We start from the raw sequence: 13,142 nt of genomic DNA, 5'->3' as shown, positions 1-13,142 counted from the left end.
GGAGATCATGTGACAGCGCGTTTCCTGGACTGGATCTGGCATATAAAGGGCAGCCTCGCGCTCGCCTCCGGGCAATCGAGCGAAGAGGCCTTCGGCAAGCTCACCCCCCTCTTCCGTGAAGCCGGCACCAGCCATGATTGGACCGGCGACACACTGACCTTCAGCAAGAAAGATCAGGCCGCTCAGGACAAGATGTCTGTCTTCGACGGCGGTATTCTCAAGATCGAGAAGGGGCCGGCTGGGCCGGTGCTTCGCTATCACCTGACCAGCCGGGCATTGCTGTTCTGCTTCCTGGCGCCACTGCTGTTTCTCAGCTTCGCCGGGCTGACGATAGTCGCTGGCAAACTCGCAAAGCCCCCGGCGCATGAAATCAGCAAGAAGGACGACAAGAAAGACAAGCTACTGCCGCAGCATTGGATCGACAAAGCGCTGGGCGCACCCGCGCCTGAAAAGCCTAAGAAGGACGACAAGAGCAAGGAGGACGGCAAGAAGCCCAAGCCGACGGCCGCCTACGTCTTCGCAGCGCTCTTCGCCGCACTCTATGTGGTAGGACGTGTCCTTGAAGCTCGGCTGGTCAAATCGCTGTTCAGAAAGAGGCTGCTAAATTCATAGCTGGCCCGCCGCTAGGCTGCACTGCTGTTCAATCCAAAGGAATCGAGGGGCAAGGGGCTGTTCAGCACGATTTCCCCGCTGGCGATCCTGCGCTTCAGATAGGCGAAGGTTTGCGCGGTCTGGTTGAACAGATGCTCGCCGCCCTTGAGCGGGGCATAACGGGGCGGCTCCCCGCTTACGACCGGGGCAACGACATAGTCATAGTCGCAGGCATGGAAGAGCGCGAAGGAATAGCGCTCTTCCTTGACCTTCTTCACGCGGTGCCGTGTCGCGACATAGCGGCCGTTGGAGAGTATCTCCATCATGTCGCCAATGTTCATGATCATCGTGCCCTTGACCAAGGGAACGTCAATCCATTGGCCCTGCCTGTCGATGATCTGGAGGCCGGGCGTCGTTGCGAACAGCAAGGTGAAACATTCGTAATCGGTATGCGAGCCAATGCCGGGACGATCCTCCGCCGTCGCGTCGAAGGGATAATGGATCAGCCTGAGCTGGCTTGGCGGGTTCCGCAGATGCGCGTCGAAATGATCTTCGTCGAGGCCGAGCGCCAGGGCGAAGGCGCCAAAAATCTGGCGCCCGATGCTTGTCACATGGCGATAATAAGCCTCAACATCTTCGCGGAATCCGGGCATTTCCGGCCACAGGTTCGGACCAAGGAGCGGTCGCCGCCCTTCGGAGGACATATAGTCGCAATTGACGTCGAACGCCTCCTTAAGATCGCACTGGCCAGTGGCGAATTGCTCCTCGCCCACCGGCACATAGCCGCTATGGTTTTCCGAACGGCCAATATAGCTTGTCATCTTGGTATGGATATCGAGCGCGAAATAGGCTTGCGCGCGAGCGACGATCCTGCGGAACAAGGCGTCATCCATCTGTGCCCCCGATATGTAGAGGAACCCCGCCTCCACGCAGGCACGGTCGAGTTCGCGCGCGACGGCGAGCCGATCCTCAAGCCTGGGGCTGGCAAGATCCGAAATATCGACGAGGGGCAGGATGTGGGACTGTGTCATGGCTGGGCAGCGTAGATCACCCCGGGCATAGCGATAGATGGGCCGATGCTATGATTTCCATCGATTTGATCTATGAGTCGGGTCACAGACCCCCTATTTTAAGGCCGAGCCGCGATCTTCTATCACTGGGGCAACACGCGCATGAACGATCGAACGCCGCTGATCGACAGGAAATTCGCCAATCGCGTCGATTGGAACCTCATGCGAACCTTCGTGGATATCGTTCGCGCCGGCGGTATTGGCGCGGCGGCGCGACGGCTCAATCGACAACAGCCGAGCATCAGCGCGGCGCTCAAACGGTTGGAGGACCATGTCGGAACGCCGCTGCTCCACCGCACCGCCACCGGCGTGGAGATGACTGCGGCCGGCAAGGCGATGATGGCGCTGTGCGAAGACATGCTGGAATCGGCCCGAATGATGCCGCATGTGATCGCGCAGGCAACCAAGCGGGTTGAAGGCATCGTCCGCATCCAGATCGTGTCGGGCCTCGTGTCGGCCGAGTTTGACGAGGCGATCGCCAGCTTTCACCGGCGCAATCCGGCCATCCACATCGAAATCCGGGTGTCTCCCTGGCGGCAGCTTCTCGACGCCTTGGAGCAAGGCGAAGTGGAGATTGGCGTAGGCTATGACAGCAGTGTTCGCGGAAGCCTGATGTACGAGCCACTGCTGATCGAACGGCAGCAGCTCTATTGTTCGCGCAGCAACCCCTATTTCGGTTATCGCGTGAGCCGATTGGGTGAGCTGAAGGATCAGGGCTTCGTCCTGACCGGAGATGATGAAATAGAAGCGATCACCCATTTGCGGCGGCGCTATCGGCTCGGCACCGTGGTGAGCGGCCTGGCGGAGGACATCAACGAGGCGCGGCGGCTTATCAATATGGGCGTAGGGATCGGTTTCCTTCCGATCGCGGCTGCGGCAAGCGACGTGGCAAGCGGGCGCTTGTGGCCGATGCTGTATGCGGACTTCGAGCCCGCTTACGACATCTTCCTGCTCGCCCGGTCGGAGCCCGCCCGCGACACAGCCACGCAGCTTTTCTGGGATGAGGTCATTCGACGCGTGCGTGCGCAGAGGGCATAAATATGATCTATGGCTTTCATCTGGATTTTCCACCTCCCTTCATGACGCAGCGCAGCGCAGTGTAGATGTACTGTCAGGAGCTGCGGCATGGAAACGAGCCTAAAAGACCGGCTATTCAGCCTGATCCCCCCTGTCATGATCGCGATCGTTCTGGGATTTTGGGCTTTCGGCCCCCAGGCTCTGGTCGATCATCCCTGGGCTCTCACCGTGACTTCTCCGCTCATCGTGATCGCCGTCCTTCTTCTGGAGGCGGTGCACGAACGTCATGCCGGCTGGCGCATGAACAAGCGGGCGTTCGTGACGGACCTTTATTATTCAGTCCTCAGCGCGACCGTGATCGCCTGGCTGACGCAAAAGCTGGCTGAGGAGCCGCTCGCCGCGATCAAAGCCTCTCTGGGGCTGAACACGGCATGGGCGGCGCACATGCCTTGGCTGGCGCAGGTCGCCCTGGTGATCTTCCTGATCGAATTCGGCCAATATTGGATGCACCGGCTGATGCATAATTGGACGCCTTTCTGGCTGACCCATGCGCCGCATCACCACATCACCCAGCTTAATGCAGCCAAGGGCGCCGTCGGCAACCCGATCGAACTGTTCCTGATCAGCCTGAGCGTCGTCGCCCTGTTCGATCTGGACAAGACGGCCATATTCGCCGCCTTGAACACCACCGGCGTTATTTCGACCTTCGCCCACGCCAATGTGCGCGCCGACCCGCCGATTTGGTACTCCTTCTTCTTCACAACGATCAGGCATCACAGCCTGCATCATTCCACCGACTATGAGAGCACTCGTTGCAATTACGGCAACTCCCTGATCCTGCTGGACCGGATCTTTGGCACCTATCGCGAGGGTGAGGGCATTCTCGTCGGGCAGGATGACCGCAAGCGGCTGACCATCTGGGAGCAGACGCTATTCCCATTCGCGCCGATGATCGAGAAATACAGGGCGCGACGCGCGGCGAGTCAGCCAGCCCCGGACGGACCGGCAAATGATCTGGATAGAGAAGCCCGGGGAGTGAAGGCAGCGGCATGACGGCGACGCGCTCCGGTCAAGCGATCGCAGCGCGCACAGCGCTCGCCCGGGGTGACATCAACGCCACTCAACGCTTGGCGGCAACGCTGATCGCTGAAAATCCCGGCGACGCAGAGGGTCACTTTCTCCTGGGCGTCGCGGAATCGAGCGTCGGGCGCGTTCATGCCGGCATCCGGCATCTTGACCGCGCGATCAAACTCAGCCCCCAGGGCGAATATCGCGCGCAGCTGGCCAAGCTCTTCACCCTCGTCCGTCAGGATGGGGAAGCTGCTGCGGTGCTCCGGGAGGCAGAGCAGGCGCTGCCCGCCGACGCCCTGAGCCGGGACACGATGGGCTGCGTCTATGCTCGCCTTGGGGACCATGCTGCGGCGCTCGGCCATTTTTCAGCAGCGGCGATGCTTGATCCGCAGAACAGGCAATTCCGCTACAACCAGGCCGTGACGCTCAACTTCCTCGGTCGGACGGAGGAGGCCGAAGCGGCGCTGGAAGCGTTGATCGCCCTGGCGCCGGATCATGCTCGCGCCCATCACCTTCTTTCCAGCCTGCGCAAGCAATCGCCGGCGCATAATCATGTCGAGCGGCTGGCCAGCACCCACTCAGTGACGGTGGACGTGCGGGACAGGCTGCTGCTCGGCTATGCGCTGGCGAAGGAACTCGAGGATCTCGACAGGCAGGACGAAGCGCTGGACCGGCTCTGTGCGGTCAATGCCGAACATCGCCGAACGATGCATTACGAATTCGCGCGCGATGCCGCGATCTTCGACGCGATAGAGGCGAACTGGCCCAGCGTCGCAGCCGCGCCTGCGGAAAACGCCCCCCGCGATGCGCCGATCTTCATCATCGGGATGCCGCGCACCGGCACGACGCTGGTCGATCGTATTCTCTCGTCTCATCCGGACGTCGAAAGCGCGGGCGAGCTGCAGGCCATGCCACTCGCTGTCAAAAAGGCGGCAGGCTCGCGCACGCCCACGGTCATGGACCCCGAAACGATCGTCGCGGCTGCCCAGAGCGACATGGGCGCGATCGGCCGCGACTTCCTGCAACGCGCCAGCTACCACCGGCGCGACCTTGGCCGTAGGTTCATCGACAAGTTTCCAGGCAATTTCCATTATGCCGGATTCATCGCGCAAGCTCTCCCGGCGGCCAAGATCGTCTGCCTCCGTCGCCACCCGATGGACACGGTGCTCAGCAACTTCCGCAATCTCTTTGCGGTCGGTTCGCGCTATTACGACTATAGCTACGACCTTCTCGACATTGCCGCCTATTATGTCCGCTTCGACCGGCTGATGACCCTGTGGCGCGAAGCCCTGCCCGGGCGGATCATCGAAGTAGGCTACGAGGATCTTGTGGCGGACCAGGAGGGCCAGAGCCGCCGCCTGCTCGCCCATTGCCGGCTGGAATGGGCGGATGAATGCCTGTCCTTCCACACCAACGATACGCCGGTCTCCACTCCCAGCGCCGCGCAGGTCCGCCGGCCCATCTACCGCGACTCCGTCGCCCGGTGGAAGCGGCATGAGCAGGTTCTGGAGCCGGTCCGGCGCTTCTTCGAACGATCCGGCATCTCCATCGACTGAAAGGAAGCGCGCGACCATGCCAAAATTGGAGACTTTCGCCTTCTGCATCGCGTTAGCCTCGGCGTTCGCGGAGCCAGCGGCCGCCACCTCCTCACCACAGACGCGTCTGGTGGAGCTTCAGTCGGAAAATTATTTGCTAATCTCTGGTGATCGGAACAACATCTCTTCCAACGTCAGCATCAATGGTCACACGGTGCAGGTCGAAGGCCGCCGTAACTGGCGGATCCGCTTGCCCGTCCACGTCGTCCGTTCCTGGTCGGCGCCTTTGGCACGGACCATCACGGTCGCCGTCGATGACTCGAGCCAAGACGCCGATCTACCGATCGGGTTGCTAGGCCATGCAGAGGACCTCGCCATGCTTGTAGTCAGAGCCAAGTAATAACTCGACCGCATGAAAGTAATAAAATAACATTTTCGGAATAGATATTGTAAGTTTTCTCTCCTGGGCTTATCTACGCGCCGGCCGCCGAAGAGCGGCGCTCGTTTCTCGCGCAGGAGAAGATGATGAAAATTGGCTTCATGTGCCTGGCGGTTTTCGCTTTCGCGACCCCGGCAATCGCTGGCACGACCAGTGGCAACCCCTTCGCTCAGGACGCGGCCATCCTGGATCTCAAAGGGTTGGACCTTTCGACCGCCGCTGGCCAGCAGAGCCTCGCCATCCGGATGGATCAAGCAGCGCGGGCCGTGTGCGGTGATCATATGGCGGGCGTGCACCTTGCTCTTGAATCCAAGGCGCGGGATTGCCGCACGGCAGTTGCGGCTGATATCCGTACTCAGATCGAAGCGCGGCTCGCCAAGGCTGGCGATGGCTCGTCCGTCCGACTGGCTTCTGCTCGCTGAGACTCTGCTCCGCGGCGCTCGGTGACGCCGCGGACGCCCTTATTTCGCGAGCTTGGCGGGATCGGGCCACCACGTCAGCGTATGCACATCATGCGCGGAGGTCCAGATTCCTGAATCTGTGAAGCGCAGCGCCCCGCTGCCCTCCGCTTTCCCCACGCGCGCCCTGATCTTCATCGACTTCGGATCGATCACTACAAAGGTCTGATCCTCCGTGGTGCGCAGCCACACAAGCCCGCCGCCCGTGTCGATGTCACCCCATTTAAGAACCGCGCCGACTTTGACCCGACCAGTCACTTCGCCTGTTTCCGGATCGATGCGGACGACCGTGCCGTCGCCCTGTTCCTGAACCCAGACCCCGCCTTCCCCGGCGGCGAGGAAACCAGGCTCCTTGCCGAGTGCGGTCGTCTTGACGACGCTGTTGGTGGCGGGATCGATGCGCTGGATCGAGCGGCTCTCGCTGCTGACCGCCCAGAGCGATCCGAAGCCGAACGCCAGATAATGGGTGCCCAGATTGACGGGGATGGTGGCCGTCACCTGATTGGTCGCCGGGTCGATGCGGGACACGATGCCCTTCTGATCGCTGGCGACCCAGATCGATCCTGCGCCCGCGACCACATTCAGTTCGCCCTTGGGGTTGGCGATGCCGGTGGGGATCGTCGCGGTCTTCTGCGCGGTTTGCGTGTCAATCCGCACCAGCGCATTGTCATGGCAATCGGCTACCCATAGCGCTCCGCCGGACAAAGCCATCGCGCCACATGGCTTCGCCATGGTAACGGCGGCCAGCTTGCCCTGCTGCGACCAGCGCTCGACCCGTCCGTCATTGGTCGCCCAGACGCTGTCGCCATCGACCGCCAGGAAATCCGCAAAGCCCGGCACCTCGATCACCTGCTCCGCATGGGCCGTGGACGCCGCACATCCTGCCGCCACTGTCATGATCAATCTCCTGAGCCGTTTCATGCTTTGACCTTTCCTTGCGAAGATCAGGCGCGCTGCGCGATATAGGCGCGCCATCCGCCCAGGGAGGTGATGTCTTCGGCCCCCGCCAGCGCGCGCGGCTCAGCGACGAAGCCTTTGACGCTGCTGCCGTCGGCCAGCGTCACCGTGCCTATCGCGAGTGGGGCGGGCACCTCGACCACGAAGCTGCCGAACTCGGCAATACCCAGTTCGTAAACCTCCAGCGCGATCGATCCGCCATCCTCGCTGTGTACCAGTGCTGGCTTGGGCGGCACGCTGTCCGCCATTGCATAGAGGCGGTAGTTGGGAGCGGTTTTAAACGCGCCCACGAACTTCGCTTCGCGGGAGGTGAGTTGCCAGTGCAGCGGCATATCCTTCAAATGAGCACCGACCACAGCGAGTTTTACGGTTTCCATTTTGCCCTCCAGATCGAGCGGTGGCGGCGGCGGAATATCCGCGGCCGAGATGTAGGCGTCGGCGGTATCGAGCAGCGCAACATCGCTGTCAGCGGGACCGATCAGGGTGATGCCGAACCCGGTCCCATTCGACCTTATGCCGGCGGGGACGGCGACAGCGGCCATGTCCAGCAGGTTCACGAAATTAGTGTAGAAGCCCAGAGCGCTGTTAAGCGCGATCGGCGCAGCCTTCAGTTCGGTGACCCGGTATGTCGTGCCGGTCGTGGGGAAGGCGAGCAGGTCGATACTTCCCCAAAGCGTGTCGGCGTGGCGCTTGAGTTCGGCAAGCCGGTAGATGCCGTTGAACAGATCGACGGCGCTTATTGTCAGTCCCGGCTCGACCACTTCGCGCACCGTGGGATCGATGGCGTGGGGATGGTCGGCGAGCAGGTCCGCGATGGCCGCGGATCGCTCCGCCACCCATGGGCCGCTATAGAGGAGCTGCGCCGCTTCCTGTAGCGGCGCATAGTCGATCTCCACCAGTTCGGCGAGGGTGGCGAGCTTGTCGAGCGCTTGATCGTAGAGATATTCGGACTGCGCATCGCCGAAGAAGGCGCGCTGATCGCGCCGGGGGATGCCAATCCGCTTGCGCCCGATTGCCCGGTCGGCAAGCGGTTTGGAATAGGGCTCGGCCGCGTCGAAACCGGCTACGACAGAATCGATCAATCGTGCGTCCGCTGTGTCGCTCGTAAAGGCGGTAATGCAATCGAGGGTGCGGCAGGCTGGCACGAGGCCGTTGTTGCTCCATCGACCCTTGCTGGGCTTGAAGCCGATCAAATGCTGGAAAGCTGCCGGAACGCGGCCCGAGCCTGCGGTGTCGGTGCCGAGCGCGAAGGCGACCAGTCCCGCCGCCACGGCGACCGAGGAACCGGAGCTGGAGCCACCGCTCACATAGGAGAGGTTGTAAGCGTTTCTGGGGCTGCCATACGGGCTTCGGGTACCGTTAAGCCCGGTGGCGAACTGGTCGAGATTGGTCTTGCCGACGCAGATCGCCCCCGCCGCGATCAGCCGCTCAACGACCGTGGCCGAAGCTTTCGGCCGATAGGTGAAGGCAGGGCAGGCCGCGGTCGTATCGAGCCCCTTGACATCGATATTGTCCTTCACCGCGAAGGGGACGCCAGCAAGAGGCAACACTTCGCCTGCCCCCACTCGCGCATCGACCGCGCGGGCGGCCTCGATCAGAGCATCCGGCGCGACCCGGCTGATCCAGATTTGGGGCTGAATCGCATCATAAAGAGCCAGACGCGCGATCGTCTCCTCGGCCACGGCAACAGCGCTCATGCGTGCCGCATTCACCGCATCGGCGATCGCCGATGCGCTGCGGCGGCTCAGCTGGCTTCCGGCGAGAGCGCTCATGCGTGCCTCCTCAACGCCATCATCGGCGCGCCAGGCTGCAGCGACTGCCGCTCCTGCACATAGAGCGCCTCTACCCTGCCCGCTCCGGGGCTATGAACGGCACATTCCATCTTCATCGCCTCTATGATCGCGATCGTTTCGCCAGCATCGACCTCGTCGCCGGGCTCAACGAGCAGTTTCCACAAGCTGCCGCCAAACGGCGCTTCGACCAGATCGGTCCCATCCGGAATCTGGACCGCATCCGACGGTGGCTGCTCCGCTTCGACAAGATGCGCGATGCGGTCGAACTCGCCATTCCGCTGCCACTCAGCGCGCTCTTCATCGAAGGCCGTTTGTCGCCGCGCCTCAAATTCGCCGATCGACTTCGCGTTTTCGGCGAGGAACGCGCGATAATCGGAAAGGCGAAATTCGGACGGCTCGATCCTGATCGAGCGTCGGCCGCTGGGAAAGTCCCGGCGCCATTCGACAAGTTCATCTGCACTGACGGGGTAGAAGCGGATCTGGTCGAAGAAGCGCAGCAGCCAGGGCTTTCCCTCGGTGAAAGCGTCGGTCTGCCGATGGGTATTCCACATCTGGATGGTGCGGCCGAACAGCTGATAGCCGCCCGGCCCCTCCATGCCGTAGATGCACATATAAGCCCCGCCGATCCCAACCACATTGGGCGGCGTCCAGGTGCGCGCGGGATTATATTTGGTGGTGACGAGCCGATGCCGCGGATCGACCGGCGTCGCCACCGGCGCGCCCAGGTAAACGTCACCCAAGCCCAGAACGAGATAATTCGCCTCGAAGATCAGATTCTCCACGGCAGCGGCATCGGGAAGGCCGTTGATACGCCGGATGAATTCGATGTTGTCGGGGCACCATGGCGCGTCGGCGCGGACCGCACTCATATATTTCTCGATCGTCTCGATCGTGGCGGGATCGCGCCAGCTGAGGGGCAGGTGGACGATACGCGACGAGACGACAAAATCCGCCAGATCGCCAAGCCGCTCCTCCGCCGCGATCAGCATGTCGAGGGCGGCGCGCTGATCCATGATCTCGCCGTCGAAATGCAACTGGAGGGAGCGGATGCCGGGCACGATATCGATAATCCCGGCGGGAGCGAGCCGCTCAAGTTCCGCCATCAACGCGTGCGCCCTTATCCGCAGCTCGATATCCAGCACGATGGGGCCGTATTCGACCAGGATATTGCGGTCGCCCTGCTGGCGATAGACCGTGCGTGGGCGATCGGGGGTGGCCGGAATTTCCGCGAGAATGGGCGTGAGCGCGCCGATCGGACGCGCCGGGCCAACCCCATGCGCCGCGCCCGACGCGATCAGCCTGCGCTGATGCAGATCCGCCGTCCGCGCATCCTCGACATCGACTGGCACGAAGCGCAGCCTGTCGCCGGGCGCGAGTTGACCCATGATCCAGCGATCAGCGGCGATCACCACGAAGGGGCAGACAAAACCTCCGAGCGAAGGGCCGTCCGGGCCCAGGATGATCGGCATGTCGCCGGTGAAGTCGACGGCCCCGATCGCATAGGGGTTGTCGTGAATGTTGGACGGATGCAGACCCGCCTCGCCTCCGTCCGCGCGCGCCCACCGGGGCTTGGGACCGATCAGCCGGACCCCGGTCCGGTTGCTGTTATAGTGGACCTGCCACTCCGCCGCGACAATCTCATCGATATCCTCGTCGGTGAAGAAATCTGGCGCTCCATGCGGACCATAGAGCACACGCAAGGTCCATTCGTTCGTCAGTGGGGGCAGGGCCACTTCCGCTAGCGCAGGCCCAACCGCATCGTCGGCCAGATGCAGCGTATCGCCTGCCAGCAACCGGCGCGCGGCGTGGCCGCCGAACTGGCCAAGCTCGAACGTGCTGCGGCTGCCGAGATAGGGTGCGATGTCGAGACCACCAGCAAAGAGGATATAACCGCGTATGCCGCCGCCCGTCACCCGGCCAAGGGTAAGCGTCCTTCCCTCTCCGACGTCGATGGCGACCCCGCGAGGCACCGGCGTCCCGTCTAGCTTGGCGCTGAAATCAGCCCCGGTGAGACAGATGCGCGCAGGCGAAGTGAAGATCAGCGTCGGGCCGGTATGGAGGACTTCCAGACCGGCCGTGCCTTCCGCATTGCCCAGCAGCCGGTTGCCGAGGCGGAACGATTGATCGTCCATCGGACCGGATGGCGGAACGCCCACGGCCCACAATTTCTGCCTGCCGGGCCAATCCTGAACGGTCGTCGCCGTGCCGCCACTGACGACCTGGATGCTGCGCGGATGAAAGGCAATGCCATCAAGTAGCCGGGTCGAAACTTCCCCGCTGACGAATGGAGACGAACGCACCACCTCCCGGAGCCAGCGCAGGTTAGTCTCGATCCCGTCGACACGGCTTTGGTCGAGTGCCGCCTGCATGGCCGCGACGGCCTGCGCGCGGGTGGGCGCGTGGACGATCAGCTTCGCGAGCATCGGATCATACCAGGCGCTGACGGTGCTGCCCGCCATGCACCAGGTTTCGGCTCGAATGTCGGGCGGAAACGTGACTGCCGTCAGGGTGCCGGAGGTCGGGCGATAATCGAGCGCAGGATCTTCGGCGTAGAGACGCACTTGCACGGAATGTCCATTGGGGCGCGGCGGCTCTCTATCGAGGAAGGAGAAGTCTCCGGCTGCGCCACGGATCATCCATTCGACCAGATCAATGCCCATCACCTCCTCGGTGACGCCATGTTCGACCTGGAGCCTAGTGTTCATCTCCAGGAAGAAGAATTCTTCTCGTTCCGCATCATAGAGGAATTCGACCGTTCCGGCCGACTGATAGCACGCGGCCTCTCCCAGCCGCGTGGCGGCGGCGATCAATTCGCTGCGCACCGCTTCGGGCAGCAGGGGCGCGGGCGCTTCCTCGACAACTTTCTGGTTGCGGCGCTGGAGTGAACAGTCCCGCTCCCCGACCGGCAGTACGCGCCCTTCTCCGTCACCGAATATCTGCACTTCGATATGCCGCGCGCGCCGGATGTAACGCTCGAGAAAGATGCCGGCGTCGCCGAAATTGCTTTCACCCAGACGCGCGACGGCGGCGAAGCTCTCACGGACGGCGGCATCGTCCTCGCAGACGCGCATGCCGATGCCCCCGCCGCCAGCCGTCGCCTTCAGGATCACCGGGAAGCCGATGTCGCGCGCGGCGAGCACCGCCTGCGCCTCGTCCTTCAGCAGGTCCGTGCCGGGTGCGAGCGGAACATCGTGCGCGGCCGCGAGAGCGCGCGCGCTATGTTTGAGGCCAAAGGTGCGGATATTGTCCGGCGTGGGGCCGATGAAGATGATGCCGGCCTCCGCACAAGCTTCGGCAAACTCGACATTCTCGGCAAGGAAGCCATAGCCCGGATGAATGGCGCCCGCACCCGTCCTGCGGGCCGCATCCAATATGGCCTCGATGTTGAGATAGCTTTCGGACGCGCGCGCCCCGCCGATGCAGACGGCTTCGTCGGCTTGCGCAACATGGAGGGAATCCTCGTCAGCCTTCGAATAGACCGCTACGGAGCGCAAGCCCATTCGCCGGAGCGTGCGGATGATGCGGGTGGCGATCGCACCCCGGTTCGCGATGAGGACGGTATCGAAGCTCATGCGGCGACAATCATGCGTACGGGGGTCGGGTTGAAACCGTTGCACGGGTTGTTGATCTGCGGGCAGTTTGAAACCACCACGATGACATCCATCTCCGCTCGCAGGTCCACGGTCAGGCCGGGCGCGGAGATACCGTCGACGATGCCCAGCGATCCGTCGGCCTCCACCGGCACGTTCATGAAGAAATTGATGTTCGAAACAATGTCGCGCTTGCCCCTGCCTTCCCGCAAATTGGCCTCCAGGAAGTTTTCGACGCAGGCATGCTCGGCCTTGGTGTGGTGGCCGTAGCGCAAAGTATTGGACTCGCAGGAACAGGCGCCGCCGATCGTGTCGTGATAATCGACCGAAGTCGCGGTGATGGTCATCATCGCCCGCCCCTCGTTCGACCGCAGCACGGTGCCTTCGCGAAGGAACAGATTGCGCTGGGCGGAGATGGTATCCTGCGCGCTGTAACGCTCCGCATCGTCCTGCGCGGAATAGAGGAGGAAATCGACCGCCTGGTTACCTTCCAGATCGACGATCCGAAGGGTCTGGCCGGCTGCGACATGATGCAGCCAAGGCGCTCGCGCTGGCACGATAACGTCATGGAGGACGGCGCCCGGAAGACCGGACAGGTGAATATCGGCGCTCATTGAGGCG

General features: G+C 62.7%; 11 protein-coding genes. 6 read left to right on the top strand and 5 right to left on the bottom strand.

Annotation, left to right across the window (positions count from 1 at the left end; translation table 11 throughout):
• Positions 1-9 precede the first annotated feature (9 nt).
• Positions 10-612, top strand: coding sequence for a hypothetical protein (locus tag ACZ5Y5_RS14560; protein WP_464811216.1), 603 nt, complete (start codon positions 10-12; stop codon positions 610-612).
• 11 nt (positions 613-623) lie between these two features.
• Here ACZ5Y5_RS14560 and ACZ5Y5_RS14555 read toward each other — a convergent pair whose 3' ends face one another.
• Positions 624-1,622: an isopenicillin N synthase family dioxygenase gene (locus tag ACZ5Y5_RS14555; protein WP_464811215.1), complete on the bottom strand. Its 999-nt coding sequence runs from the start codon at positions 1,620-1,622 to the stop codon at positions 624-626.
• A gap of 141 nt (positions 1,623-1,763) precedes the next feature.
• Between ACZ5Y5_RS14555 and ACZ5Y5_RS14550 the strand changes: the two genes are divergently transcribed.
• The 5 genes from ACZ5Y5_RS14550 (at position 1,764) to ACZ5Y5_RS14530 (ending at position 6,145) form a co-directional block, all read left to right on the top strand.
• A complete protein-coding gene (locus ACZ5Y5_RS14550) occupies positions 1,764-2,699 on the top strand; it encodes a LysR family transcriptional regulator (protein WP_464811214.1) in 936 nt (311 codons plus the stop codon).
• 87 nt (positions 2,700-2,786) lie between these two features.
• Positions 2,787-3,731, top strand: a complete 945-nt coding sequence (locus tag ACZ5Y5_RS14545; RefSeq protein WP_464811213.1) for a sterol desaturase family protein — start codon at positions 2,787-2,789, stop codon at positions 3,729-3,731.
• Complete coding sequence (locus ACZ5Y5_RS14540) at positions 3,728-5,305, top strand: tetratricopeptide repeat-containing sulfotransferase family protein (protein ID WP_464811212.1); 1,578 nt, start codon at positions 3,728-3,730, stop codon at positions 5,303-5,305. Before ACZ5Y5_RS14545 ends, ACZ5Y5_RS14540 begins: the two co-directional genes overlap by 4 nt.
• 16 nt (positions 5,306-5,321) lie before the next feature.
• Positions 5,322-5,684: a hypothetical protein gene (locus tag ACZ5Y5_RS14535; protein ID WP_464811211.1), complete on the top strand. Its 363-nt coding sequence runs from the start codon at positions 5,322-5,324 to the stop codon at positions 5,682-5,684.
• Positions 5,685-5,809: 125 nt separating this feature from the next.
• Complete coding sequence (locus ACZ5Y5_RS14530) at positions 5,810-6,145, top strand: UrcA family protein (protein ID WP_464811210.1); 336 nt, start codon at positions 5,810-5,812, stop codon at positions 6,143-6,145.
• A 39-nt stretch (positions 6,146-6,184) separates the two neighbouring features.
• Here the strand turns inward: ACZ5Y5_RS14530 and ACZ5Y5_RS14525 are convergent, their stop codons facing one another.
• The 4 genes from ACZ5Y5_RS14525 to ACZ5Y5_RS14510 are packed head-to-tail and all read right to left on the bottom strand — an operon-like array spanning position 6,185 to position 13,135.
• A complete protein-coding gene (locus ACZ5Y5_RS14525; RefSeq protein ID WP_464811209.1) occupies positions 6,185-7,102 on the bottom strand; it encodes a Vgb family protein in 918 nt (305 codons plus the stop codon).
• Between the two features lie 23 nt (positions 7,103-7,125).
• Positions 7,126-8,910, bottom strand: coding sequence for an allophanate hydrolase (atzF, locus tag ACZ5Y5_RS14520; RefSeq protein ID WP_464811208.1), 1,785 nt, complete (start codon positions 8,908-8,910; stop codon positions 7,126-7,128).
• Complete coding sequence (uca, locus tag ACZ5Y5_RS14515) at positions 8,907-12,503, bottom strand: urea carboxylase (RefSeq protein ID WP_464811207.1); 3,597 nt, start codon at positions 12,501-12,503, stop codon at positions 8,907-8,909. Before uca ends, atzF begins: the two co-directional genes overlap by 4 nt.
• On the bottom strand, positions 12,500-13,135 hold the full coding sequence (locus ACZ5Y5_RS14510; protein ID WP_464811206.1) for an urea amidolyase associated protein UAAP2: 636 nt from the start codon (positions 13,133-13,135) through the stop codon (positions 12,500-12,502). Before ACZ5Y5_RS14510 ends, uca begins: the two co-directional genes overlap by 4 nt.
• Between the last annotated feature and the right edge of the window lie 7 nt (positions 13,136-13,142).

Source organism: Sphingobium sp. TomTYG65 (genome assembly GCF_055395525.1).
Note: the sequence above shows the minus strand (reverse complement) of the source record. Positions and strands in the feature narration are given on the sequence as shown.

What these genes read in the sequence shown, in the direction of transcription:
- ACZ5Y5_RS14535 (WP_464811211.1), top strand. Translation starts at nt 5,322, where the DNA reads ATGCCAAAATTGGAGACTTTCGCCTTCTGCATCGCGTTAGCCTCGGCG.
- ACZ5Y5_RS14530 (WP_464811210.1), top strand. Translation starts at nt 5,810, where the DNA reads ATGAAAATTGGCTTCATGTGCCTGGCGGTTTTCGCTTTCGCGACCCCG.
- ACZ5Y5_RS14510 (WP_464811206.1), bottom strand. Translation starts at nt 13,135, where the DNA reads ATGAGCGCCGATATTCACCTGTCCGGTCTTCCGGGCGCCGTCCTCCAT.
- ACZ5Y5_RS14525 (WP_464811209.1), bottom strand. Translation starts at nt 7,102, where the DNA reads ATGAAACGGCTCAGGAGATTGATCATGACAGTGGCGGCAGGATGTGCG.
- ACZ5Y5_RS14550 (WP_464811214.1), top strand. Translation starts at nt 1,764, where the DNA reads ATGAACGATCGAACGCCGCTGATCGACAGGAAATTCGCCAATCGCGTC.
- atzF (WP_464811208.1), bottom strand. Translation starts at nt 8,910, where the DNA reads ATGAGCGCTCTCGCCGGAAGCCAGCTGAGCCGCCGCAGCGCATCGGCG.
- ACZ5Y5_RS14555 (WP_464811215.1), bottom strand. Translation starts at nt 1,622, where the DNA reads ATGACACAGTCCCACATCCTGCCCCTCGTCGATATTTCGGATCTTGCC.
- uca (WP_464811207.1), bottom strand. Translation starts at nt 12,503, where the DNA reads ATGAGCTTCGATACCGTCCTCATCGCGAACCGGGGTGCGATCGCCACC.
- ACZ5Y5_RS14545 (WP_464811213.1), top strand. Translation starts at nt 2,787, where the DNA reads ATGGAAACGAGCCTAAAAGACCGGCTATTCAGCCTGATCCCCCCTGTC.
- ACZ5Y5_RS14540 (WP_464811212.1), top strand. Translation starts at nt 3,728, where the DNA reads ATGACGGCGACGCGCTCCGGTCAAGCGATCGCAGCGCGCACAGCGCTC.